Origin of the sequence: Actinokineospora inagensis DSM 44258 (assembly GCF_000482865.1) — a bacterium.
Lineage (GTDB): Bacteria > Actinomycetota > Actinomycetes > Mycobacteriales > Pseudonocardiaceae > Actinokineospora > Actinokineospora inagensis.
In genome coordinates this window covers 168,959-192,402 of sequence record NZ_KI519516.1, presented here as the reverse complement: position 1 = coordinate 192,402, position 23,444 = coordinate 168,959, and the positions used below count along the sequence as shown (strand labels likewise).

At 70.9% G+C, this 23,444-nt stretch carries 23 protein-coding genes; 13 read left to right on the top strand and 10 right to left on the bottom strand.

Annotation, left to right across the window (positions count from 1 at the left end; translation table 11 throughout):
- Positions 1–115 precede the first annotated feature (115 nt).
- Positions 116–388: a GlsB/YeaQ/YmgE family stress response membrane protein gene (locus H504_RS0126960; RefSeq protein ID WP_026425318.1), complete on the bottom strand. Its 273-nt coding sequence runs from the start codon at positions 386–388 to the stop codon at positions 116–118.
- A 207-nt stretch (positions 389–595) separates the two neighbouring features.
- Between H504_RS0126960 and dxr the strand changes: the two genes are divergently transcribed.
- The 6 genes from dxr (at position 596) to map (ending at position 8,100) form a co-directional block, all read left to right on the top strand.
- Entirely contained in the window at positions 596–1,837 is a 1,242-nt protein-coding gene (gene dxr, locus H504_RS0126955; RefSeq protein WP_035306304.1) for a 1-deoxy-D-xylulose-5-phosphate reductoisomerase, read from the top strand.
- 2 nt (positions 1,838–1,839) lie between these two features.
- Complete coding sequence (locus H504_RS0126950; protein WP_026425316.1) at positions 1,840–3,057, top strand: M50 family metallopeptidase; 1,218 nt, start codon at positions 1,840–1,842, stop codon at positions 3,055–3,057.
- Between the two features lie 48 nt (positions 3,058–3,105).
- Positions 3,106–4,269 carry a flavodoxin-dependent (E)-4-hydroxy-3-methylbut-2-enyl-diphosphate synthase gene (ispG, locus tag H504_RS0126945; protein ID WP_026425315.1) on the top strand — a complete coding sequence of 388 codons (1,164 nt, stop codon included), beginning with the start codon at positions 3,106–3,108 and terminating at the stop codon, positions 4,267–4,269.
- Between the two features lie 105 nt (positions 4,270–4,374).
- Positions 4,375–5,232, top strand: a complete 858-nt coding sequence (locus tag H504_RS0126940; protein ID WP_026425314.1) for a GNAT family N-acetyltransferase — start codon at positions 4,375–4,377, stop codon at positions 5,230–5,232.
- A gap of 55 nt (positions 5,233–5,287) precedes the next feature.
- Entirely contained in the window at positions 5,288–7,099 is a 1,812-nt protein-coding gene (locus tag H504_RS0126935) for a penicillin-binding transpeptidase domain-containing protein (protein WP_245614470.1), read from the top strand.
- Between the two features lie 143 nt (positions 7,100–7,242).
- On the top strand, positions 7,243–8,100 hold the full coding sequence (map, locus tag H504_RS0126930; protein ID WP_026425312.1) for a type I methionyl aminopeptidase: 858 nt from the start codon (positions 7,243–7,245) through the stop codon (positions 8,098–8,100).
- Between the two features lie 9 nt (positions 8,101–8,109).
- On the opposite strand, the gene H504_RS0126925 is transcribed toward map, so the two are convergent.
- Positions 8,110–8,817, bottom strand: coding sequence for an alpha/beta fold hydrolase (locus H504_RS0126925; protein WP_026425311.1), 708 nt, complete (start codon positions 8,815–8,817; stop codon positions 8,110–8,112).
- A gap of 11 nt (positions 8,818–8,828) precedes the next feature.
- Between H504_RS0126925 and H504_RS0126920 the strand changes: the two genes are divergently transcribed.
- Positions 8,829–10,397 (top strand): cobyric acid synthase, encoded by a 1,569-nt coding sequence (locus H504_RS0126920; RefSeq protein WP_051386329.1) that lies wholly within the window; start codon positions 8,829–8,831, stop codon positions 10,395–10,397.
- 36 nt (positions 10,398–10,433) lie between these two features.
- Here H504_RS0126920 and H504_RS0126915 read toward each other — a convergent pair whose 3' ends face one another.
- Entirely contained in the window at positions 10,434–11,108 is a 675-nt protein-coding gene (locus tag H504_RS0126915) for a FadR/GntR family transcriptional regulator (RefSeq protein WP_026425309.1), read from the bottom strand.
- 49 nt (positions 11,109–11,157) lie between these two features.
- Here H504_RS0126915 and H504_RS0126910 point away from each other — a divergent pair, with 49 nt between their 5' ends.
- Positions 11,158–12,417, top strand: coding sequence for a CynX/NimT family MFS transporter (locus tag H504_RS0126910; RefSeq protein ID WP_084468255.1), 1,260 nt, complete (start codon positions 11,158–11,160; stop codon positions 12,415–12,417).
- Positions 12,418–12,442: 25 nt separating this feature from the next.
- Here the strand turns inward: H504_RS0126910 and H504_RS0126905 are convergent, their stop codons facing one another.
- Both H504_RS0126905 and H504_RS0126900 read right to left on the bottom strand, forming a co-directional pair.
- Positions 12,443–13,837, bottom strand: a complete 1,395-nt coding sequence (locus tag H504_RS0126905; protein ID WP_026425307.1) for a mycothione reductase — start codon at positions 13,835–13,837, stop codon at positions 12,443–12,445.
- Between the two features lie 45 nt (positions 13,838–13,882).
- Positions 13,883–14,419, bottom strand: a complete 537-nt coding sequence (locus H504_RS0126900) for a YbhB/YbcL family Raf kinase inhibitor-like protein (protein ID WP_026425306.1) — start codon at positions 14,417–14,419, stop codon at positions 13,883–13,885.
- Between the two features lie 143 nt (positions 14,420–14,562).
- Here H504_RS0126900 and H504_RS0126895 point away from each other — a divergent pair, with 143 nt between their 5' ends.
- A complete protein-coding gene (locus tag H504_RS0126895; RefSeq protein WP_026425305.1) occupies positions 14,563–15,645 on the top strand; it encodes a M48 family metallopeptidase in 1,083 nt (360 codons plus the stop codon).
- Positions 15,646–16,353: 708 nt separating this feature from the next.
- Here H504_RS0126895 and H504_RS0126890 read toward each other — a convergent pair.
- From H504_RS0126890 to H504_RS43895, 3 genes are all read right to left on the bottom strand, one after another.
- A complete protein-coding gene (locus tag H504_RS0126890; RefSeq protein ID WP_157440653.1) occupies positions 16,354–16,581 on the bottom strand; it encodes a hypothetical protein in 228 nt (75 codons plus the stop codon).
- A gap of 182 nt (positions 16,582–16,763) precedes the next feature.
- Positions 16,764–17,402: a M15 family metallopeptidase gene (locus H504_RS0126885; RefSeq protein ID WP_342668804.1), complete on the bottom strand. Its 639-nt coding sequence runs from the start codon at positions 17,400–17,402 to the stop codon at positions 16,764–16,766.
- Positions 17,403–17,466: 64 nt separating this feature from the next.
- Positions 17,467–17,598 carry a hypothetical protein gene (locus H504_RS43895; protein WP_342668803.1) on the bottom strand — a complete coding sequence of 44 codons (132 nt, stop codon included), beginning with the start codon at positions 17,596–17,598 and terminating at the stop codon, positions 17,467–17,469.
- A gap of 175 nt (positions 17,599–17,773) precedes the next feature.
- On the opposite strand from H504_RS43895, the gene H504_RS0126875 reads away from it, so the two are divergent.
- Together H504_RS0126875 and H504_RS0126870 are read left to right on the top strand one after the other, a co-directional pair.
- Complete coding sequence (locus tag H504_RS0126875) at positions 17,774–18,556, top strand: S1 family peptidase (protein ID WP_026425302.1); 783 nt, start codon at positions 17,774–17,776, stop codon at positions 18,554–18,556.
- 13 nt (positions 18,557–18,569) lie between these two features.
- Positions 18,570–19,025: a GNAT family N-acetyltransferase gene (locus H504_RS0126870; protein ID WP_084468253.1), complete on the top strand. Its 456-nt coding sequence runs from the start codon at positions 18,570–18,572 to the stop codon at positions 19,023–19,025.
- Here H504_RS0126870 and H504_RS0126865 read toward each other — a convergent pair.
- Positions 18,998–19,813, bottom strand: a complete 816-nt coding sequence (locus tag H504_RS0126865) for a class I SAM-dependent methyltransferase (protein WP_026425300.1) — start codon at positions 19,811–19,813, stop codon at positions 18,998–19,000. The genes H504_RS0126870 and H504_RS0126865 overlap by 28 nt on opposite strands.
- Positions 19,814–19,847: 34 nt before the next feature.
- Positions 19,848–21,011, bottom strand: coding sequence for an 8-amino-7-oxononanoate synthase (locus H504_RS0126860; protein ID WP_026425299.1), 1,164 nt, complete (start codon positions 21,009–21,011; stop codon positions 19,848–19,850).
- A gap of 66 nt (positions 21,012–21,077) precedes the next feature.
- Here H504_RS0126860 and H504_RS37220 point away from each other — a divergent pair, with 66 nt between their 5' ends.
- Positions 21,078–22,055 (top strand): cobalt-precorrin-4/precorrin-4 C(11)-methyltransferase, encoded by a 978-nt coding sequence (locus H504_RS37220; RefSeq protein ID WP_051386304.1) that lies wholly within the window; start codon positions 21,078–21,080, stop codon positions 22,053–22,055.
- Between the two features lie 549 nt (positions 22,056–22,604).
- On the top strand, positions 22,605–23,426 hold the full coding sequence (locus tag H504_RS0126845) for an alpha/beta hydrolase (protein WP_026425297.1): 822 nt from the start codon (positions 22,605–22,607) through the stop codon (positions 23,424–23,426).
- Positions 23,427–23,444 lie beyond the last annotated feature (18 nt).

Below are 23,444 nucleotides of genomic sequence, written 5' to 3'. Positions count from 1 at the left end.
GTGTTTCCCTCCAGCTCGAACCACACTGCTTCGCCGCCGATCCTCCCACACCCCGCACAGCCCGAGGGCGCCGTGGTTGCCCACGGCGCCCTCGGGTGTGACGGGTCTCGCTCGGCTACACCCTTGCCCGACCCCGACCGCCGGTGACCGCGCGGTAGATGGCCAGCAGGATCACCGATCCGAGAATCGACAGCAGCCAGGTGCGGAGGTCGAAGAATGTGCCGAGTCCGCCCCCGAAGATCGCGTTGCCGATGAATCCGCCGATGATGGCGCCCACGATGCCGATGAGGATCGTGATGATGATGCCCCCCGGGTCCCGACCAGGCATGATGGCCTTGGCGATGAGACCGGCGACCAAACCGAGAACGATCCAGCCGAGAATGCCCATCGATGCTCCTTCCAGATGACCGCCGCGCGTCCCGGCGGTCTTTCCGTGCTGCCGAGTAAGTGCCCCCGGTGTCGGAGTTTCACTCCTTCGGTGCGGAACTTTTTTCGGATTGCGCCGTTCGGACGATCCTTCGCGGTACGGACGGTGCGCGCGGGGACGCGACATCACCCGGTGGCCGTTGCCGTGCGTGTCGGGCCGTCGGCCACAATGGTGGTGATGAGTGCTTCCCCCGCGCCCGGCACCGCTCGGCGCTCACTGCTCGTGCTCGGTTCGACCGGCTCCGTCGGCACCCAGGCACTCGACCTCGTCGCGGCCAATCCCGATCGGTTCACCGTGGCCGGGCTCGCCGCGGGTGGGTCCGATCCGGCGCTGCTGGCCGAGCAGGCGCTGCGCTTCCAGGTCGGCGCCGTCGCCGTGACCAGGACCGCCGCGGCCGCTGACCTGCGGGCGGCGCTGGACGCCGCGGCCAAGCGGGCAGGCGTGCCCGTGCCCCGGGTCTTCGCGGGCCAGGACGCGGTCACCGAGTTGATCGAGTCGGTCCCGGTCGATGTGGTGCTCAACGGCATCACCGGTTCGCGGGGTCTCGCCCCGACGCTGAGCGCGTTGCGCACCGGCGCGACGCTGGCCCTGGCGAACAAGGAGTCGCTGGTCGCCGGCGGTGACCTGGTGCTCGCCGCGGCCAGGCCGGGCCAACTCGTGCCGGTCGACTCCGAGCACTCGGCGATGGCCCAGGCGCTGCGCGGCGGCCGCGCCGAGGAGGTGGACCGGCTGGTCCTGACCGCCTCCGGCGGCCCGTTCCGCGGCCGGACCAGGGCGGACCTGGTCGGCGTCACCGCCGAGCAGGCGCTGCGCCACCCGACCTGGGCGATGGGCCCGGTCATCACGATCAACTCGGCGACGCTGGTCAACAAGGCGCTGGAGCTGATCGAGGCGCACCTGCTGTTCGGCGTGCCCTACGACCGGGTCGACGTGGTCGTCCACCCGCAGTCGGTGGTGCACTCGATGGTCACCTTCACCGACGGCTCCACGCTGGCCCAGGCCAGCCCACCGGACATGCGGCTGCCGATCGCGCTGGCGCTGGCCTGGCCGGAACGGGTGCCCGGCGCCGCGCGTCCCTGTGACTGGGGCGTACCCGCGCAGTGGACCTTCGAGCCGCTCGACGACGACACGTTCCCCGCGGTGCGGCTGGCCAGGGCCGTCGGGACGACCGGTGGCTGCCTGCCCGCGGTGTTCAACGCGGCCAACGAGGAGGCGGTGGCCGCCTTCCTGCGGGGCGACACCACCTTCACAGACATCGTGGACACTGTGCACAGGGTGGTCGACGACGCGGTGGCCTGGCACGGCCCGCCGCGGGACGTGGACGAGGTGCTCGCCGCCGAGGAGTGGGCGCGGGCCAGGGCCGCCGAGCTGCTCGCCGTGTCCGTGGACGCCGGGTCGGGAAGGGATTGACCGTGGTCGCTTGGTTGCTGGGGTTCGTGCTGTTCGCGCTGGGCATCTGCGTGTCGGTGGCGCTGCACGAGGCCGGGCACATGGTCTCGGCGAAGGCGTTCGGCATGCGGGTGCGCCGGTACTTCATCGGGTTCGGCCCGACGCTGTTCTCGTTCCGCCGCGGTGAGACCGAGTACGGGCTCAAGGTCATCCCGGCGGGTGGTTTCTGCGACATCGCGGGTATGACGGCGCTGGACCCGGTGACCGCCGAGGAGGCGCCGCGGGCGATGTGGCGGTTCGCCACCTGGAAGCGCGTGGTGGTGATGTCCGCCGGGTCGATCACGCACTTCCTGCTCGGGTTCATCATCCTGTACCTGATGGCCGTGACCATGGGCCTGCCGAACACGGAGAGCAAGCCGTTGGTCGGCAGCACCGAGTGCGCGGCGGCCACTCAGGACGCCAAGACGCTGAAGCTGAGCGCGTGCACGGCGAGCGACCCGTCGCCAGCCAAGGCCGCGGGCATCCTGCCCGGCGACGAGATCATCAGCGTGAACGGCCAACCCGCGGGCACCTGGAGCGACCTGGTCGGCAAGATCCGCGGTCTGCACGGGGAGAACACCTTCGTCGTCGAGCGTGACGGTGTGCAGCGGACGGTCACCGTGGACGTGGCCACCGTCCAGCGCACCTCGCCGGACGCGAAGGCGGGTTCGGACAACGCGGTCACCGAGGTCGGTGCGATCGGCGTCGGACCGGGTGGGACACTCCACTACGGACCCATCGCGGCCATCGGCGGTACCACCAAGTTCACCGGGCAGTTGTTCGCGTCCACCTGGGAAGGGTTGATGAAGTTCCCGCAGAAGATCCCCGCCGTGCTGCGGGCGATCGGCGGCGAGCAGAACGACCCCGAGCGACCGGTCAGCGTCGTCGGCGCCAGCATCATCGGCGCGGACGCGGTCGAGCAGGGCGTGTGGCAGATCTTCGTCCTCATGCTCGCGGCGCTGAACTTCTTCGTCGGTGTGTTCAACCTGCTGCCGCTGCTACCGCTCGACGGCGGGCACATCGCGGTCGTCTTGTACGAACGGGTACGGGACGTGATCCGCAAGGCGCGTGGGAAGGCGCCCGCCGGCCCGGTGGACTACAACAGGCTGGCTGGGATCACGATGGTCCTCGTCATCCTCGGTGGCGCGGTGGTGCTCCTCACCGTGACCGCGGACATCGTGAACCCGATTCGACTGCAATAAGAGCGCACACTGGGACAAGAGCCCAGCATTGATTTCAGAGAGGTCTTCATGTCCGACGTGATGCTCGGCATGCCCACCACGCCGCCCCCCGTGCTCTCCGAGCGCCGCAAGACCCGCCAACTCCAGGTCGGCTCGGTCGGCGTCGGCAGTGACTCCCCCGTCTCGGTGCAGTCGATGACGACCACCGTGACCGCCGACATCAACGCCACGCTGCAGCAGATCGCCGAGCTGACCGCGGCGGGCTGCGACATCGTCCGGGTGGCCTGCCCGTCGCAGGACGACGCCGACGCGCTGTCCGCGATCGCCAGGAAGTCGCAGATCCCGGTCATCGCCGACATCCACTTCCAACCCAAGTACGTCTTCGCCGCGATCGAGGCGGGCTGCGCGGCGGTCCGGGTCAACCCGGGCAACATCCGCAAGTTCGACGACCAGGTCAAGGAGATCGCGCAGGCCGCGAAGGACCACGGCACGCCGATCCGGATCGGCGTGAACGCGGGCTCGCTGGACAAGCGGCTGATGGAGAAGTACGGCAAGGCGACCCCGGAGGCGCTGGCCGAGTCGGCGCTGTGGGAGGCGTCGCTGTTCGCCGAGCACGACTTCCACGACATCAAGATCTCGGTCAAGCACAACGACCCGGTCGTGATGGTCCGCGCGTACGAGCTGCTGGCCGCCCAGTGCGACTACCCGCTGCACCTCGGCGTCACCGAGGCGGGCCCGGCGTTCCAGGGCACCATCAAGTCGGCGGTGGCCTTCGGCGCGCTGCTGCGGCAGGGCATCGGCGACACGATCCGGGTGTCGCTGTCCGCGCCGCCGGTGGAGGAGGTCAAGGTCGGCCTGCAGATCCTGCAGTCGCTGAACCTGCGGCCGCGCAAGCTGGAGATCGTGTCCTGCCCGTCCTGCGGTCGCGCCCAGGTCGACGTCTACAAGCTGGCCGACCAGGTCACCGCGGGCCTGGAGGGCATGTCGGTGCCGCTGCGGGTCGCGGTCATGGGCTGCGTGGTCAACGGACCGGGGGAGGCCCGCGAGGCGGATCTCGGCGTGGCGTCGGGCAACGGCAAGGGCCAGATCTTCGTCAAGGGCCAGGTCGTCAAGACCGTGCCGGAGGCGCAGATCGTGGAGACCCTGATCGAGGAGGCCATGCGCTTGGCCGAGGAGATGGGCGAGCCGGTCGACGGCGAGTCCGGGGCTCCCACCGTCGTCGCGGTCGGCTGAGCGGGCGGCGGCGCGCCGCCGAACGAGTGAAGTCGGCGACGATGCCGGGGGCGCCGGGGATTCACACCATTTTCCCCCGGTCGTGCTTTCTGGCACGCTGAGGGCGTGTTGCGGCTAGCAGGAGCGCGGCTGCTCGACGAGCGGGACGGCCAGGCGGTGCGCGCGGTGCTCACCGCCGATCCCGTGGCGTCCTGCATGGTGGCCTCGCGGGTCGAGGCGGCCGGGTTGGACCCGTGGCGGTTGGGTGGCGAGGTGTGGGGTTGCGACAGCCGTGGCCTGCGCGCCTCGGGGCGGCTCGACGCGCTGTGTTTCGCCGGGCCGAACCTGGTCCCGTTGCGCGGCAGACCGTCGTCGCTGCGCGCGTTCGCCGACCGGGCGTTGCGGCGGAGGCGGATGTGTTCGTCGATGGTCGGCCCGGCCGAGCAGGTGCTGGGGTTGTGGGCCGAGCTGTCGGCCGAGTGGGGGCCCGCCCGCGAGGTGCGGGCCGACCAGCCGCTGCTGGCGCTGCGCAGCACCCCGCTGGTCACCCCCGATCCCCGGGTGCGGCCGGTGCGCCCGGACGAGCTGGACCGGTACCTGCCCGCCGCGGTGCGCATGTTCATCGAGGAGGTCGGCATCGACCCCCGGTTGGGTGACGGCGGCGCGGGCTACCGGGCCAGGGTCGCCGAGTTGATCGCGGCGGGCCGCGCGTTCGCCCGGTTCGAGGGCGACGAGGTCGTGTTCAAGGCCGAGATCGGCGCGTTGTCCAGCATGGTCGGGCAGATCCAGGGCGTGTGGGTGCACCCGGACCGGCGCGGTGAGGGGCTGGGCGGCACCGGGACGGCGGCGGTGGTCCAGCGGCTGGTCAGCGGGATGGGACGGACCGCGAGCCTGTATGTCAACGGCTACAACGCACCTGCCCGTGCTGTATATGACAGGATCGGGTTCGCGCAGGTCGGGCAGTACGCGACCGTGCTGTTCTGATCCGCCTGTGGACAACTTCCGGCGCTGATTCCCCGGAAGCGGGCATACTGCGGCCGTGCTTGCCTCTCACCGTCCGACCGCCCGGCTGCTCGCGCTGCTCATCGCGCTGGTGGCCGTTCTCCCGCTGGCGGGCTGCGGCCTGTTCGGCTCCGATCCGAAGCCGGAGGACGCGGCCAGTCAGTTCGTCGCCGCGTTCGCCGGTGGCGACACGGCGTCGGCGTCCGCGCAGACCGACGCGGCCGACTCGGCGAAGGCGTTGATGGACAAGGTCCGCGGCGCGCTCAAACCGGCCACGGTGATGGCGCAGGTCAACCGGGTCGACACGACCGACAACACGGCGACGGCGACCTACCACCTGACCTGGGACCTGGGGCACAACCGGTTGTGGTCCTACGACAGCAAGTTCGAGCTGCGGCTGCAGGACGAGAAGTGGAAGGTGCACTGGGAACCCGCGGTGCTGCACCCGAAGCTGGCCGCGCAGCAGACGTTGGCGGTGCAGGACAACGACGCCCAGTTGGCGCCGCTGCTCGACCGGGACGGCCAGGCCGTGATGCAGCCGGACCGGGTCGTGTCGGTGGTGTTCGAGCAGGCGAAGGCGGGCGACGCCACCGCGATCGCGGGCCAGTTGGCCAAGGCGCTGGGCGGGATCGACCCGACGATCACCGCGCAGGGCATCCTCGACGGCGCGGCGAAGGCCAACGGGCAGCCGTACCCGGTGGTGTCGTTGCGCGACGCGGACTACCAGAAGGTCAAGGCGCAGATCTACGACCTGGCCGGGGTGCGGTTCACCGCGTCCACCCGGTTGCTGCCGCTGGACAAGAAGTTCGCGCCCGCGCTGCTGCCCAGTCTGCGCAAGCTGGTCGAGGACCAGGTGCAGGGCAAGTCGGGGTGGCGGGTGTACACCGTCGACAGCGCGGGCAAGGAGGGCGAGGAGCTCTACGCCAAGGCGGCGGAACCGGCGAAGGCCGTGCAGTTGGCGCTGAGCACCAAGGTGCAGAACGCCGCGCAGGCGGCCATCGCGGGGGAGAAGACCCCGTCGATGATCGTGGCCATCCAGCCCTCCACCGGTGACGTGCTCGCCGTCGCGCAGAACACCCCGGCCGACCAGCAGGGCACGCTCGCGCTGACCGGCCGCTACCCGCCCGGCTCCACCTTCAAGATCGTCACCGCCGCCGAGGCCGTTGCCTCCGGCAAGGCGACCGCGGACACGCCGCTCGGCTGCCCCGGCACCACCGTCGTCGACGGCCGGGAGATCCCGAACAGCAACAAGTTCGACAAGGGCGTCATCCCGATGCGCAACGCGTTCGCGTTCTCCTGCAACACCACCTTCGCCCAGCTCGCCCTCGCCATGGGGCCCGACGAGCTGACCCAGATGGCCAAGAAGCTCGGTCTCGGCCTGGACTTCGTCATCCCGGGGGTGACCACGGTCACCGGGTCCGTGCCGTCCGCGTCCGGTCAGACCGAGCGCGCCGAGGACGGGTTCGGGCAGGGCAAGGTGGTCGCCAGCCCGTTCGGCATGGCCGTGGTCGCCGCCACCGTCGCCTCGGGCAGCGTGCCCAAGCCGGTCCTGGTGCACGGCTCGGAAACCAAGATCGACAGTACCCCCGACCCGGTGCCCGGCGCCGTCCTCGACTCCGTGCGCGGCATGATGGCCGAGGTCGTCGCCACCGGCACCGCCACCGCGCTGAAGCCGCTGGGCGATGTCCGCGGCAAGACCGGCACCGCCCAGTTCGGCGACGGAACCCACTCACACGGGTGGTTCGTCGGGTACAAGGGCGACCTCGCCTTCGCCGTCCTGCTCACCGACGTCGGCCAGTCCACCACCGCCGTCCAGGCCGCGGGCCGCTTCCTCACCTCGGTCGGTTGAGCCGCGGCAACGAGGAAGGTCGAGTACCCGGGAGCCGGTTGTAGCCGGGGGTTGGCCGGTGTTGCCACGTCGAGGTGTGATGTGCGCGGGTGGTGGTTTGCCGGGTGGGAAACGGGGTGGGTGGGGGTCGTAGGGTGGAGGGCATGTCCGTTCGTGCCCCGTTGACGCCCGGCGTGCAGACGTCCCGTCGGGTTGTGCCGTCCACCATCGTCCGGCCCGAGTACGTGGACCGTCCCGCGCCCGCGAAGAACACCGACCCGTGGGTGCAGCCGCCGGAGATCATCGAAGCGATGCGGGTGGCCAGTCGGATCGCGGCGCGGGCGCTGCAGGAGGGTGGCAAGGCGGTCAAGCCGGGGGCGACCACCGACGACATCGACGCCGTGGTGCACGAGTACCTGCTCGACCACCGGGCCTACCCGTCCACGCTGGGCTACCGCGGCTACCCGAAGTCGTGCTGCGTGTCGCTCAACGAGGTGATCTGCCACGGCATCCCGGACTCGACGGTGATCGAGGACGGCGACATCGTCAACATCGACGTCACCGCCTACCTCGGCGGCGTGCACGGCGACACCAACGCCACCTTCCTGGCGGGCGAGGTCAGCGAGGAGGCGCGGCTGCTGGTCGAGCGCACCCACGAGGCGACCATGCGGGCGATCGCGGCGGTGCGGCCCGGCCGGGAGTTCAACGTGATCGGCCGGGTCATCGAGAAGTACGCCAAGCGGTTCGACTACGGCGTGGTGCGCGCGTTCACCGGCCACGGCATCGCCCGGTCCTTCCACAGTGGACTGGTCGTGCTGCACTACGAGGACCTCAACGACCGCACCGTGATCGAGCCGGGGATGACCTTCACCATCGAGCCGATGATCACCCTCGGCGGCATCGACTACGACCTGTGGGACGACAACTGGACCGCCACCACGAAGGACAAGTCGTGGACCGCCCAGTTCGAGCACACCCTGGTCGTCACCGACACGGGCTCGGAGATCCTCACCCTGCCGTGACCCCGGCCCTCAGTCCCCGCTGAGCAGTTCCAGCAGTACCGCCAGCACCAGCCGGGCGACGGGTTCGGGGTGGGTCGCGGCGGCGAGGTGGTGCAGGTCGGCCGCGCGGACGGGCCAGCCGTTCGCGCGGGCGGTGTCGGCGTCGGCGGCGTGGTCCGCCGAGAGCCGGACGTAGCCGGTCGGGCCGGTCCACTCGACGGTGGGGTGGGGTTCCTTGAGGTAGGCCAGCGGCACCTCGGGGGCCTCGTCGGTGATCTCGGCGCGCAGGGCCGGGTCGGTGACGGCGGCCAGCGGATCGGTCGGGGACCACTGGGGCCAGTGCGGGAGGATACCGTCGCGGCTGCGGTCGCGCAGGTCGGCGTACTCGGCGGCGGTGGCGGTGTCGCGCCAACTGCGACCGGGGGTGGGCAGGCCCGCGTCCAGGTAGACCAGGGCGCGCACGTCGTCCTCGAGTTCCTCGGCGAACGCGGGCAGCAGGGGACCGGCGCCGCTGTGGCCGACGATGGCGATCGGGCCGGTGAGGGCCGCGTCGGACAGGGCGTCGGCGAAGGCGCCGATCAGCCGCTGGTGGACCGGCGCCGCGGCGACGCTGGGCAGCAGGTCGAGCAGGACGGTGGGGTGCCCGAGCGCGGCGAGCGCGTCGGCCAGCGGGCGGAGGCTGGCCGGCCCCAGGAACGGGCTGTGCGCCAGGACTGCGGTGACGGCTGCGGCGGGCATGACAGAAGATGATGGCAGCCCCCGGGTGTCCGCGGGGGAGTGGACGTTGGTGGAGGTGCGTGTTGGCCGGTGCCCTCCTGGTAGCCGGGACGACTTCCGACGCGGGCAAGAGTGTGTTGGTCGCCGGGTTGTGCCGCTGGTTGGCCCGCCAGGGGGTCCGGGTCGCGCCGTTCAAGGCCCAGAACATGTCCAACAACTCCATGGTCACGCTCGACGGTGGCGAGATCGGCCGTGCCCAGGCCGTGCAGGCTGCCGCGTGCGGTGTCGAGCCGAGTGTCCGGTTCAACCCGGTCCTCTTGAAGCCGGGTTCTGACCGGACCTCTCAGGTTGTCGTGCTCGGTAAGCCCACCGGGTTCGCGTCCGCGTTGTCCTACCGTGCGCGGAAGGCCGAGCTCATGGAGGTCGTGCTCAGCACAGTGGCCGACCTGCGCGCCGACTACGAGGTCGTCATCTGCGAAGGTGCTGGTTCACCCACCGAGATCAACCTCCGTGCCACCGACATCGCCAACATGGGGCTCGCGCGCGCGGCGGACATCCCCGTGCTCGTCGTGGGCGACATCGACCGCGGTGGCGTCTTCGCGCACCTCTTCGGCACGCTCGCCCTCCTCGACGCCGCCGACCAGGCCCTCATCGCCGGATTCGTGATCAACAAGTTCCGCGGTGATCCGGCCCTGCTCGACCCCGGCCTGGCCCGACTGCGCCTGCTCACCGGCAGGCCGGTGTTGGGCGTGCTGCCCTGGCGCGAGGAGTTGTGGCTCGACGCCGAGGACTCCCTGTCCTACACCGCCGACGGGGTGGTCGGGCGTCCCCGGCCGCCGCTGGGCGACCAGTGGTTGCGGGTGGCCGTCGTCCGGCTGCCCCGGATCTCCAACGCCACCGACGTCGAGGCGCTGGCCTGCGAACCGGGTGTCTCCGTCCGCTTCGTCACCGAGCCCGCGCGCCTCGCCGACGCCGACCTGGTCGTGCTGCCCGGCTCGAAGTCCACAGTGGACGATCTGGCCTGGTTGCGCCGCACCGGGTTGGCCGATGCCGTCGTCGACCACCACCGCCGCGGGTTGCCGCTGCTCGGCATCTGCGGTGGTTTCCAGATGCTCGCCAACCGGATCGACGACCGCGTCGAGTCCGGCGCGGGTACCGTCGACGGCCTCGCCCTCCTCGACCTCGACGTCGAGTTCGCCACCGGTAAGACCCTCACCCGTCCGCACGGCACCGTCTTCGACGCGCCCGCGACCGGCTACGAGATCCACCACGGCCGGGTCACCCGGCACGCCGAGCGGTCGCTGATCACCCTCCCGGACGGCTCGGGTGAGGGCGCGCTGGCGGACGCGGTCGTCGGCACCCACTGGCACGGGCTGCTGGAGAACGACGGTGTCCGTCGCGCGTTCCTGGTGTGGGCGGCTGACCGCGCGGGCCGCGCGGGCTTCCGCCCCGCTGTCGACACCGACTTCGCCGCCGCCCGCCAAGCCCAACTCGACCTGCTCGGTGACCTGGTGGCCGACCACCTGGACACCCGGGCGATCACGCACCTGATCGAGCACGGCGCACCGCCGGGTCTGCCGGTCCTGCCGCCAGGGGCGTGACCGTGCTCGATCGGGGCTCGATCGGGGGTGAGCGGCTCAGTCCTGGTCGAGGTCGGCCAGCAGCTCGTCGAGGAAGCCCGCGGCCTCCGCGGCGGCGCGGGCGGTGTCCCGGTCGCGGATGGCCGCCAGCAGCCGCTGGTGGTCGACCGCGGCCATGCTGGGCTTGGTGCTGACCGTGCTGGCCACCGACGCGCGCACGACCTCGGTCAGCCCCTGGTACAGCTCCGCCAGCAGGGAGTTGTGCGAGCAGCGCACGACCGCGAGGTGGAAAGCGGCGTCCTGGTCGACCCCGAGCTCGTAGTCCTTCGTGGTCATCGAGTGGTCGCGGGCGTTGAGCAGCTCGGTCAGGTCGGTCAGTTCCTCCTCGGTGCGGTGCGCCGCGGCCAGCCGGGCGCCCTCGACCTCGAGGGTCCGCCGGACCTGCAGCACGTCCCGCAGTTCGGTGCCCGCGAGCCGCCGGACCGCGCCGGAGAACTCGCTGGTGGCGCGGACGAAGGTGCCGTCGCCCTGGCGCACCTCCAGCAGGCCCGCGTGGGACAGGGCGCGCACCGCCTCGCGGACCGTGTTGCGGCCGACGCCGAGGGCGGTGACGAGTTCGGGCTCGGTCGGGATGCGTTCGCCGACCTTCCACTCCGCGTTGGTGATCGCCGCCCGCATCTGGTCGATCACCTGGTCGACGAGGCCGGAACGCCGGGTAGTGGCCAACGGCACAGCGCCATCCTTTCCGACAAACATCCTATGTTTATGTGATACTCGGACCATGACGCTCCACGACAGGCGGAGCGCCGGGGACGTCAAGACTGCCACGCCGGGCCCTGCCGTGGGGGCACCGACCACGGACCCGGCCGGAATCACTCCGCGCGGCACCGCCCTGGTCGGCACGGTCCTGTTGGTTGTCGGGGTCGCCCTGGCCGCGGCGAACCTGCGGCCCGCGGTGACCAGTCTGGCATCCGTGTTGGAGCAGGTGCGCGGGTCTTTGGGCGCCAGTCACGCCTGGGCCAGCGCGCTCACCGCGCTCCCGGCCGTCTGCTTCGGCGCCGCAGGCGTCCTCGCGCCCCGGCTGAACAGGCGTTTCGGTCTCGCCCGGTCGATCGGCGGCGCGTTGGCGCTGCTGACCGCCGGGTTGGCGATCCGCGTGCTCGACGGCCCGCTCGTCGTGCTCGGCGGGACGCTGGTCGCCTGCGCGGGCATCGCCGTGGGCAACGTCCTGCTCCCGGTGGTCATCAAGCAGTCGTACCCGGACCGGATCGGTCTGGTCACCGGGATCTACATGGGCGCCCTCTCCGGCGGCGGCGCGATCGGCGCCGCGCTGACCCCACCGCTCGCGGACGCCCTCGCCGACTGGCGGTTGGCGCTGGGCTCGTGGGCGTTGCTCGGCGCGGCCGCCCTGCTCCTGTGGGTCACCGCCGCCCGGCACACCGCCGTGACCGGGTCGGCGCCGCCGCAGCCCCGCCGGTCCCTGTACCGCAACCGGCTCGCCTGGATCGTGACGCTGTTCTTCGGCCTGCAGTCGCTCATCGCCTACGTGATCATGGGCTGGCTGCCCGAGGTCCTGGTGGACGCCGGGGTCGACCGGAACACCGCCGGTCTCTACCTGGCCATCTGCACCCTGTTCGGCGTCCCCACCGGGCTCCTGCTGCCGCCGCTGGCCGTCCGGATGCGATCGCAGTCCGGCCTGATCGTGGCGTTGACGCTCGTCGGCGGGCTCGGCATGGTCGGCCTGCTGGTCGCCCCGAGCGCCGCGCCGCTGGCCTGGACGGTGCTCGCCGGGGTCGGCATGGGGGTGTTCCCGCTGCTCATCACCGTGCTCGCGCTGCGCACCGAACACCCGGCCGACACGGCGTCGCTCTCCGCGATGGCCCAGTCGATCGGGTACCTCATCGCCGCCGGTGGCCCGTTCCTGTTCGGGGTGCTGCGCGGGGCCACCGGCAACTGGACCGCGTCGTTGGTCCTCGTCCTGGTCGTCACGGCGGTGCAGGCCGTCTTCGGCTACGCCGCCGGACGGCCCAGGACGGTTTAGTGGCCCAACCTTCTGGGTCGAGCCACTAGTTCAGTTTCAGGTTCAGCAGGGCGTTCTCGACGACCTCGGGCATGCCGGGGTGGATCCAGTACTGGCCGCGTGCCATCGAGCGGGCGTCCAGGCCGAAGCTCATCGCCTGGATGATCGGTTGCAGCAGGGTCGGCGCCTGCGGGCCGATGATGTGCGCGCCCAGGATCAACCCGGTGTCCGGATCGGCGATGATCTTGGCGAACCCGGTCGTGTCCTCCATCGCCCAGCCGTAGGCGATGCTGCCGAACGCCTCGGTCGCCGCCACCCAGGGCAGCCCGCGCTCCTCGGCTTCCTGCTCGGTCAGCCCCACCGAGGCGATCTGCGGCGAGGTGAACACCGCGTGCGGCACGAACCGGTGGTCGGCGGCGATGAGCTCGTCCGCGTGCAGCAGGTTGTGCTGGACGACCCGCGCCTCGTGGTTGGCGACGTGCTTGAGCTCGAACGGCGAGCTGATGTCGCCCAGCGCCCACACGCCCGCCGCGCTGGTCCGCTGGAACTCGTCGACCACCACGTGCCCGGTCGGCGCGACCTCGATGCCGCCCGCCGCCACGTCGAGCCGGTCGGTGTTCGGCGTGCGGCCGGTCGCGACGAGCAGCAGGTCCGCGTCCACGGTCTCCGCGCCGCCAGGACCCTCCAGGTGCAGCCGGACCCCGGTCTCGATCTTTTCGACCCGCACGGCCTTGCGGTCCAGCCGGACGTCCCAGCGTTGCCGGGCCAGCTCGGTGAACCGGCGGCTGACGTCGCGGTCCTCGGCGCGCAGCAGCGCACCCGAGCGGGCGATCACGGTGACGGCCACCCCGAACGCCGAGAACACGTGCGCGAACTCGGCCGCGATGAACCCGCCGCCCAAGATCGCCATGCGCTCGGGCAGCTCGGCCAGCCGCATGACCGTGTCGCTGGTGTGGAAGTCGACGTCGTGGATGCCATCGATGTCCGGGACGACCGCGCGCCCACCGGCGGCCAGCACGATCCGGTCAGCGGTGATCGTCTCGGCCGCGGCGCCGTCGTTGGGCGTGATCTCCAACCGCCGCTGCCCGGTGAACCGCGCGGTCCCCGCGTACACCGTGACGTTGGCGTTGTCCGGGTGCTCCCGCCGGTACTGCTCACCACCGGCGGCGATGGGGTCGATCCGGCCGAAGACCCGGTCCCGGATGTCCGGCCACCGCACCCGGTCCAGCGTCTCGTCGACACCGAGCCGGGACGAGTGCCCCGGCGTGGCGGCGACGTCAGCGGTGTGCACGAACATCTTCGTCGGGATGCAGCCCACGTTCAGGCAGGTCCCGCCGAACACCCCGCGCTCCACGATCGCCGTGCGCAGGTGCGCGAACCGCGGGTCCAGCAGCGAGTTGCCGGAGCCGGTTCCGATGATCACCAGGTCGTAGTGGGCCACGACCACATCAAACCGCACCAACCGGTTCCCGCATTCCCACGCTCGTCAGTGCGCGTAGGTGGGGGTGATGATCGCGCGAGCCAACGTGTGGAACGCCAGGTTGAAGCTGACCACCGCGGGCGAGGCGTTCTCATCCACGTCCAGTCGTTCGACGTCGACCGCGTGCACCACGAAGAAGTACCGGTGGTCCTGGTCGTCCTGCGGCGGCGCGGCACCGCCGTACTCGCGGGAGCCGTAGTCGGCGCGGACGTGGAACGCGTCCCCGGGCAGGCTGTCGTCGCCGCTACCTGCGCCCGTGGGCAACTCGGTCGTGTCGGCGGGCAGGTTCACCGCGACCCAGTGCCAGAACCCGCCTGGGATCGGGGCGTCCGGGTCGAAGCAGGTGACCACGTAGCTCTTGGTGCCCTCCGGCGCCCCACTCCACGCCAACTGCGGCGACACGTTCTCGCCACCCGCGGACCCGTGCACGTACCTGAGGTCCAGCTTCGCGCCGTCCCGCACGTCAGTCGAGGTCACGTCGAACGTGCCGACCGCGGGCAGCAGCGCGTAGGGATCGGGGGCGACCGGGCGGTCCAGGCTCATCTGTCTTCCTCCAGCCGTCGTGTTTCGTTTCGTCGCCACCGAATCTAGTCCGGGTGCTTGCTCGCCTGTGGACAAACCCCGACACCGTCCGGCCTGTTCGGCCTAATGTGGGGGTTACCAGACCATTTGGGGAGGAAGCCGCCGTGACCGAGAGCCCTGACCACCCGGACCATGAGGTGTCCCGTTCGACGACCCGGGTCCGCTTCCCGCGGATCAGCCCCCGCGCCTACGAACACCCCGCCGACCGCGGCGCCATGGCGGGCCTGCGCGCCATCCCCGGCCTCTCGGATGTTCTCAAGACCGCCGCGGGCCTGTTCACCGAACGCGGCGAACGCCTGATGGCCCTGGCCTCGTCCATCCGGGTCGGCGAGAAGCAGTACCCCAAGCTCAACCAACTCCGCCTCGACTGCGCCGAAACCCTGGACCTCGACACGGTGCCCAATGTGTTCGTCGAGCGAAACCCGGACGCCCAAGCCCTCACCATCGGCATCGACGAGCCGTTCATCGTCTTGACGACCGGCCTGGTCGAGGCCCTGGACACCGAAAGCCTCCGCTTCGTCATCGGCCACGAGATGGGTCACGTCCTCTCCGGCCACGCCGTGCTGAGGACTTTGCTGGTACGCCTGGTCAACCTCCAGGCCACCATCTCGTTCGTCCCCATGGGCGCCCTCGGCCTGCGCGCCATCATCGCCGCCCTCCGCGAATGGTTCCGCAAGGCCGAGTTGACGGCCGACCGCGCGGGCCTCCTGGCAGGCCAGGACCCCGCCGCCGCCCTCCGCGCCCACGTCTACCTGGCAGGCGGCACCGACCTCACCCAGATCGACCTCCCGTCATTCCTCCAACAAGCCAAGGAATACGAAGAAGTCGACGACATCCGCGACAGCATCCACAAACTCCGCAACGTCGAAGGCATGAACCACCCCTTCGCCGTAGTCCGCGCCGCCCAACTCCAACGCTGGGCCGCCTCCGACGACTACCGCACCATCCTCACCGCGCAATACCCTCGCCGCGACACCGACACCCCCACCAAAGACTTCGCCGACGACCTCAAATCCGCCGCCAGCTCCTACAAGGAATCCTTCACCCAATCCACCGACCCCCTCACCACCCTCCTCACCACCGTCGGCGAAACCATCTTCGACACCGCGGGCAAGGTCTTCAGCAAGTTCACCCCCACCCCCCGCCCCACCGACGACACCACCAACACCAACGCCGACCCCAACTAGCCACCTCAAGTGGTCGAGGCGCCATGTGTGGGATGATCTCCGCGTAGGTGGGTGAGTGGAGATTGTGTGATGGCGTGTCGTGAGATGTTGAGTGTTGCGGAGCGGGAGACGATTTCGCGGGAATTACGTGTGGGTTGTTCGTTCAGGCGATTGGGCGGATGTTGGGTCGACATCATTCGGTGATCGCTCGTGAGGTCGGGCTTCAGCAAAGGCCGCGAGCCTGCACCGCCCACCCGAAATCCCCCGACCCATCAACGAAGCCCGCCAGCCCGCACCACGGGCCTCGAAACCCGCCGACCCCAACCGCCCGCTGGGCTGAAGCACCACAGCACTCCCGCGCCGCGCGCCTCGAAACCCGCCCCATAGGAGCACCACAGCACTCCCGCGCCGCGCGCCTCGGGAGCCGCCGATGCCAACTGCCCGCTGGGGTGGAGTTGTTTTGTTTGGGGGAGGCGGTGGCCTAAGCCGGCTGGCGGGTAAGGCCACGCTTTCCAGTGGCCCCGCCTTTTAGCCTTACCTGAGGCTGCCGCTAGGGGCCCCGAACAAAACAACTTCACCCCAGCGGGCACCCCCGTTTTATCTGGCGCCCGCGGCCGGCGTCGCCGAAGGCGACCAGGCCGAACCCCGAGGCGCAGCCGAGGCCCAGTGACTCCCAAAGCCAAGCGGGCGCCCGCACCATCCCCGGACGCCCGCAAAACCACTCACCCCCTACGACCGCTGCTCCCCACGCACCGTCCGCGGCCGGTGCTGCCACCACCCGATCCCCGTCGCCGCCAACACCATCAGCGTCGCCGCTCCGCTCGCCAGCAGAGCGGCCATGCCGACGGCAGGCCACGTGGGTGTCGGATAGGGGAAGCCAACCGCGAACCAGAGCAGCCAGACGGCAAGGAACAGCCATCTCCGGCCACTCTTGGGCGCTGCGTTCGTACTTGTCACCACCGGTCCTCCTGCTCATTGATCGCTGTGGGTCACCAACGCGCGTATCCGCCCGGCCGGGTGCGGATGGCCGAACCCGCTGTGGTGTCCGGCCTACGCTGGTGTCTCGGGTGCTGCGTGCGGTCCATTTCAGGGTCGCCTCCCCTGTGCGCAGCGTTACACATCCCAGCTATCGGTGATCATCAGCCGCCGGTCGCCGTGAAGTGCTGCCGATCGACCGGCGAGCTCCAGCCCCCACCCCACGTCCACCCGATGCCCGCGAACGCCCGCACCACCCCGTCCCCCGGGTAGACCATCCCCGCCCGCCGATCCCCTCGGTCCACATAGGACGAGGCAAGCTCCGGCAGCACCAGTTTCCCCTTCGTGTAAGGATTGCAAAACGGATTGACATCCACCGCAAGTCCGTAAGCGTGCGCTGACCAGTTCGTCGCCGTACGCACCGCCCGGCAAACGAAAGAACCGGTGTTGTTCCCGTCGCCAGTAGGCGGAGCGCTCAATTCCGGCAGAGCCGTCACCCGCATCTCCTCAAGCGGAAAGTGCTGGGCGAACAACTGACCGAACACCTTGGTGACCTCCACCGCCACCCGCGCGTTGACGATCATTTCCCCGGTATGCGCCTTGCCGTCGAACCCCCAGAACGACATCGTCAGATAACGCAACTGCGCAGGCTGCACCGGACACCCCGACTGCCAGGTGCTCCGCCGCAACACCACATCCGGCACCTCGGCGACCGTAGCCGCGTATCGCCCGTCGACAGGTGGCGGCAACAAATCCTTGGTCGGCAACGACCGGTTGACCAACGCGGCCGGTGTCGGCAGCACCTTCCCGAACCCATCCGGCCCCAGCGGCAACGGCGTCGCGCCAACCACCCACGTCGGCCGAGCCTCAGTCGTTCGCGCCGGAGGGGCGGATGTTGTAGCCGGGGGAGTGGATGTAGTTGTCGTCCGACGAGGCGTGGGTGTCGTTGTCGCCGCCTCCGGCGTGCCGGAGGCGCGTTGCTGATCCGGGGTCACGCATCCCGCGACGGTCAGCAGGACGCACAGGGCGAGCACGAGACGACGCACCCGTCCAGCATGCCCGACCGCAAGGTCCACCCGTTCGAGCGACAGCGCAGAGTAACGGATTGGTGCCGAATTGCCCTACCGTGGCGAGCCTGCCCAGTCCCCGCTCGACTCGAACAGGAGACCACGCCATGGGGCGTACCGCCCGCCTGGTGCTCGGCGTCCTGGCCGCCGTCGCGATCGTCGTCGCGCTGCTCAGCCAGTTCTTCCACGCCGTCGCCGCCACCCAGTCCACCGCGCGAGCGCAGATCGTCGGCGGCGACCGGGTCTCCATCACCGCCCACCCTTACGCCGTCTACCTGGCCACACCCGACGGCTTCCAGTTCTGCGGTGGCACCCTCGTGGCGCACGACAAGGTCATCACGGCCGCGCACTGCGCCCTCGCGTTCGCCCCAGCCGACATCCGGGTCGTGGCGGGCCGCGAGGACAAGCGGAGCACCGAGGGCGTGGTCACCCACGTGACCGACGTGTGGGTGCACCCCGATTTCACCGACGTCACCGAGGGTAACGATGTGGCGGTCATGACCCTGGCCGACCGGGTCCCCTACCGACCGCTGCCGCTCGCCACCAACCGCGTCCGCCTCGCCCCGAGCACGACCGCGACGATCCTCGGCTGGGGCCGGATGGCCGAGACCGGCGGCGCGTCCCGCTACCTGCTCGGCGCGCAGGTACAGATCATCTCCGACACCGAGTGCGCCTTCGACTACGTCAACTTCAAGAGCACCGCCATGGTCTGCGCCGGTCTCCCGCAGGGCGGCATCGACACCTGCCAGGGCGACTCGGGCGGTCCGCTCATCGTCGACGGCAGGCTCGCGGGCATCGCCTCGTGGGGCCAGGGGTGCGCGGAGGCGGGCAAGCCCGGCGTCTACACCCGGGTCGCCGCCTACGCCGACCTGATCGCCAAGCACCTGTGATATCCACGGGCCCGTGACCCTGCACTCCGCGCTCGGGCCGGACCTCTCCGCCGCCGACCTCTACGCCCTGCTCAAGCTCCGGGTGGACGTGTTCGTGGTGGAACAGGACTGCCCGTACCCGGACCTGGACGGTCGTGACCTGCTGCCCGACACCATCCACGTGTGGTGGCAGCCGGGCGCGGAACCGTTGGCCTGCCTGCGTGTCCTCGGCGCCCCCGGTACCGAGCGCCGCGTCGGCCGCGTCTGCACCGCCGCCCAGGCCCGGGGCGCGGGCCTGGGCAGCCGCCTGATGGCCGCCGCCATCGACCACCTCGGCCCCGACCCGAGCGTGCTCGACGCCCAACTGCCCGCCCAGTCCCTCTACGCCAGGTTCGGCTACGAACCGCAGGGCGCCCCGTTCCTGGAGGACGGCATCGAGCACGTCCGCATGCGCAGGCCCGGTCAGTCCAGCACGGCCTGGAGGGTGTAGCTGGCGGCCAGTGCCTCGGGGTGCTCGGTCAGCCGCCACTCACCGTTCGGTGACTCGGTCATCTGGCCGTGTAGCGCGTTCCACGGGACGCTGTCGTGTTCCACCAGCCCGGTCAGCCGCAGCCCGACGTCGAGCAGGGCGGTGATGATCTCGCCGAGGCCGTGGTTCCAGGTGTGCGTGCGGCCGTGGGTGAACTCGACGTCGGTGGCCACGTAGGTGCCGAACTCGTCGAGCACGAGCGGTTCGGCGTGCTCGAAGTACGAGTACCGCAACGCGAGCGGGTCGGCCTGTTCGTCGAACGCCCACAGCATCGGGTGGGCCTCACGCAGGAACAGCCGACCACCGGGGCGCAACAGCCCGGCCACCACGCCCGCCCACCGGGTGATCGACGGTAGCCAGCACAGCGCGCCCAGACCCGTGTAGACGAGGTCGTAGCCGCCCGGTTCGAGCACGTCCAGGGCGGCGTAGACGTCGGACTCGTGGAAGTCGACCAGGTCACCGGCCAGCGACCGGGCCTGCCGCAGCGACTCGGGGGAGAAGTCAAGGCCGCTCATCCTGGCGCCGAGCCGGGCCAGCGACAGCGTGTCGGTGCCGATGTGGCACTGCAGGTGCACCCCGCGCACCCCGGTCAGGTCGCCGAGCCGGGCGCGGTCGAAGCGGACCGCGTCGCTCAGGTGCGCCGGGTCGGCGCGGAACCGGTCGAACCCGTAGTCGGCCGAGGCTGCGTGCGCCGGGGCGCGCTCGTCCCAGTTGGCCCTGTTGATCGCGAGGTAGTCCACGGCCCCCATGGTCGGGTCGTCGATCCCGCGTGTCGAGCGGGTTTCAGCGGGGCGCGCAGCCGGTGATGACGTCGATGGCGCGGTCGATGTCGGCCTCGGTCAGGTCGGCGCGGGCGGTGAGCCGGAGCCGGGAGATCGAGTCCGGCACGGACGGCGGGCGGAAGCAGCCCACCCACACGCCCGCCTCCCGGCAGTCGTTGGCCCACGCGAGTGCCGCCTCCGGGGAGGGGGCGCGTACCGCCACGACCGCCGCCGTCGGCGTGCTGACCGACAGACCGGCGGCCTTGAGCCGCTCCGCAAGGGTTTGCGCGACCGTCAGCACGCGTTCCGGGCGGTCTGGTTCCTCCTTCAGCACCGTCAACGCCGCCAGGGCCGCCGCCGCGCTGCTCGGCGCGAGACCGGTGTCGAAGATGAAGCTGCGCGCGTTCTCCACCAGGTGGCGGATGACCCGGCGCGGCCCCAGGACCGCACCCCCTTGCGCGCCAAGGGCTTTCGACAGCGTCACCGTCGTCACGACGTCCGGCTCGCCCGCCAGGCCCGCCGCCGCGACCGCTCCGCGACCGCCTTCGCCCAGCACACCGAGGCCGTGCGCGTCGTCGACGACCAGCGCCGCGCCGTTCTCCCGGCACACCTCGGACAGCGCGTTCAGCGGGGCGAGGTCACCGTCCACACTGAACACCGAGTCGGTGACGTACACGGCGCGCTCGGTGCGGCGGGTCTTCAGCGCGCGACCGGCGGCGGCGGGGTCGTTGTGGCCGACGACGGCGACCTCCGCGCGCGACAACCGGCAGCCATCGATCAGGGAGGCGTGGATGTGCGAGTCGGTGACGATCGAACAGTTCTTCCCCGACAACGCCGTCACCGCGCCGAGGTTCGCCGCGAAGCCGGACGAGAACACCAGGGCCGACTGGGTGCCGCAGAACCGGGCCAGCTCGAACTCCAGTTCGCTGTGCAGCTCCGTGCTCCCGGTGACCAGCCGCGACCCGGTGGACCCCGCGCCCCAGCGCAGCGTGGCCGCCGCCGCCGCGCCCGCGACCCGCTTGTCCCGCGCCAGCCCCAGGTAGTCGTTGCCCGCCAGGTCCAGCAGGTCCGACCCGGGCCCGCGCGGCCGCAACTGCCTGGTCAGCCCGGCCCGTTTGCGGTCTTCGGCGTGCTCGTCCAGCCAGGCGAAGACCTGGTCGGCGGGGGCGGCTGCGTCGGGGTGCACGGCACCGAGTCTGACACCGGGCACCCGTCGGCCACGCTCAGGGGGCGGGGGCGATACGGTCGGGCAATGCTGCGTGGCACCGTGACCTTCGTGGGGGCAGGCCCGGGAGCGGCCGACCTCATCACCCTGCGCGGTGCGAGCCGCATCGCCGAGGCGAACCTGGTGCTCTACACACCGGCCGCGGTCGACCCGTTGTGGTTGCGCGGGCAGGCCCGCCCGGACGCCGAGCTGGTCGACCACGCCCGGCTGGGCGCCGACGAGCTCGCCGAGCTGTACCGGCGGTTGGCCAGCAGGCGCCACCGCGCCGTCCGGCTGGTCGCGGGCGATCCGGCGCTGGCCGCCGACCTGCGCGAACAGCGTGAGCTGTGCACCCGTCTCGGTCTTGACGTCGAGGTGGTCCCGGGGATCTCGCCGGTCTCGGCGGCCGCCGCCGCGACCGGCAACGCGCTGACCGAGACCACCGGCGCCGACACCGTCGTCGTCACCGAGGCCGACTTCGCGCGGGTCCGCGAGCTCGCTGCCGACAGCCGGACCATCGCCGTCCAGGCGCCTGCCGCCCGCGCGGCCGAGCTGGTGGAGGCTCTTACCGCCGCCGGGTTGGACCACGAGGTGCCGGTGGTGGTCGCGCACAAGGTCTCCTGGGCCGACGAGACCATCCTGCGTACGACCGTGGGGGAGTTGGTCGCCGAGGTCAAGGCGGCCAACCTCTGGCGTCACGCGCTGTTCCTGGTCGGTGACGCGCTGCGCCAGGCCAAGCCGCGCGCGGGCTACACCCAACGCGAGCCCGAACGCCGCTGGACGTCTCGTTCCTGGCGGTCCACGGGGTCCTGGGCCAAGCGCACCGGCGGCGACGACCAGACCACGCCCGCCGAGGACCTGACCGAGGTCCCCGTCGAGATCCACCCGTCCGCCGAAGTGGTCGAGGCCGTGGTCGACGCGGTGGTCGACGAGCCGCAGCCGAAGCCCGTCAAGCGGGTCGCTGCCGCGCGCAAGCAACCGGCCAAGACCGCCCGCGCGACCACCAGGCGCACCACGAAGAAGTGACCCGCGTGGTCTAGACCACGACCACGCCGGAGGACGTCCGCGTCCGGCCGGACAACCGTCCACCGTGGACCCGTGAGCCACTGGGTTGCCGCGTGGGCGGAACTTGAACCTTGTGCCGCACCCGGTGTTCGTAGAACAATCCGGTGTGGACAGTCGGTTCGGCGGTGCGGGACCGGTTGTCCACTGCCGCCTCGCTTCCGGTCATCGCCCTCGCGACGCGTCGGTTTTCCTGTTGTGCGGTCTGCAAGATGCGTCAAGTGGTCCACGAACCGGGCTCGTCACCTGTCCGGGAGACTCGGCCCGACCGTCGGACGCGGTTAGGCCGTTCGCGTGAAACCGGGTGGTGTCGGAGCGTGGCGAAAGTCTTGTGGCAGCGGCGATCCGGCACCCGGTGTTGACTTTTAACAGTGTTCCCGGATGCGGAATTGGGAGCGCTCCCCGACAACGGGATGGCCTCGGTCGCCCCCAACCGGGTCAGTAGACCAATAAGATCCGGCACAGGGGTCCGGGACGAGCGGAGAACTTGTGAACACTGCGCGAACTGTTCAGGTGTCCCGTCGCCTGCTGTTGACGGCGGGAGCCGCTCTCGGCGCGGGCCTGCTCACGGGGTGCCAGCGGGCGCCCGAGCAGGCGGGTCCCGGGGCCAACGCGCTGGCCGCGCCGCCGTCCTCCGCCGAGTCGCAGCCGGTGATGACCGCGCGGAACCTGTCCACCGGCCGCTACCGCGAGGTGGACGTGGTGATCATCCGACCGGAGGGCGCGCCGCCGGAGCCGATCCCGGTGTGCGTCGCGCTGCACGGCGGTCTGGCTGGCGCCAAGGTGTTCCTGGAGTACGGGTTGCCGCGGATGCTCACCGACCTCGTCAAGGCGGGCACCCAGCCGTTCGCGGTCGCCGCGGTGGACGGCGGGAACTGGGTCGGCAACAAGGACGACGACCCGCAGCGGATGCTCGACGACGACCTGCCGGGTTGGCTGAGCTACCACGACCTGGCCAGCACCCCGTTCGCCGTGCTCGGCTTCGGCGAGGGCGGGTCGGCGGCGTTGAACCAGGCCAAGTCGCCGGGGTTCCAGGCGATCGCCGCCATCGCGCCCACGCTGTTCTCCTCGTGGGACAGCGCGTCCCGGGCGCGGATCTTCACCGACCAGGCGCAGTGGGAACGCACGGAACCCATGCGGCACACGGTGGAGCTCACCAACGCCCCGCTGGGTCTGTGGTGCGGCACGGAGGACAACGCGTACATCGAACTGGCCAGGCAGTTGGCCCAGCGCGCGAACGCCGTCAAGTCGTCGTTCACCGCGGGCGGTCACGACGACGCGTACTTCAAGCGGGTGCTGCCCGACGCGCTCAAGTTCGTCGCCGGTTACCTGTAGCCTTCGCGTTCGGCGCGG

Bases quoted from the DNA above. Each gene is read 5' to 3' on its own strand.
- H504_RS0126960 (WP_026425318.1), bottom strand. From the start codon at position 388: ATGGGCATTCTCGGCTGGATCGTTCTCGGTTTGGTCGCCGGTCTCATC.
- dxr (WP_035306304.1), top strand. From the start codon at position 596: ATGGTGGTGATGAGTGCTTCCCCCGCGCCCGGCACCGCTCGGCGCTCA.
- ispG (WP_026425315.1), top strand. From the start codon at position 3,106: ATGTCCGACGTGATGCTCGGCATGCCCACCACGCCGCCCCCCGTGCTC.
- map (WP_026425312.1), top strand. From the start codon at position 7,243: ATGTCCGTTCGTGCCCCGTTGACGCCCGGCGTGCAGACGTCCCGTCGG.
- H504_RS0126925 (WP_026425311.1), bottom strand. From the start codon at position 8,817: ATGCCCGCCGCAGCCGTCACCGCAGTCCTGGCGCACAGCCCGTTCCTG.
- H504_RS0126920 (WP_051386329.1), top strand. From the start codon at position 8,829: ATGGCAGCCCCCGGGTGTCCGCGGGGGAGTGGACGTTGGTGGAGGTGC.
- H504_RS0126910 (WP_084468255.1), top strand. From the start codon at position 11,158: ATGACGCTCCACGACAGGCGGAGCGCCGGGGACGTCAAGACTGCCACG.
- H504_RS0126900 (WP_026425306.1), bottom strand. From the start codon at position 14,419: ATGAGCCTGGACCGCCCGGTCGCCCCCGATCCCTACGCGCTGCTGCCC.
- H504_RS43895 (WP_342668803.1), bottom strand. From the start codon at position 17,598: ATGCGTGACCCCGGATCAGCAACGCGCCTCCGGCACGCCGGAGGCGGC.
- H504_RS0126875 (WP_026425302.1), top strand. From the start codon at position 17,774: ATGGGGCGTACCGCCCGCCTGGTGCTCGGCGTCCTGGCCGCCGTCGCG.
- H504_RS0126865 (WP_026425300.1), bottom strand. From the start codon at position 19,813: ATGGGGGCCGTGGACTACCTCGCGATCAACAGGGCCAACTGGGACGAG.
- H504_RS37220 (WP_051386304.1), top strand. From the start codon at position 21,078: ATGCTGCGTGGCACCGTGACCTTCGTGGGGGCAGGCCCGGGAGCGGCC.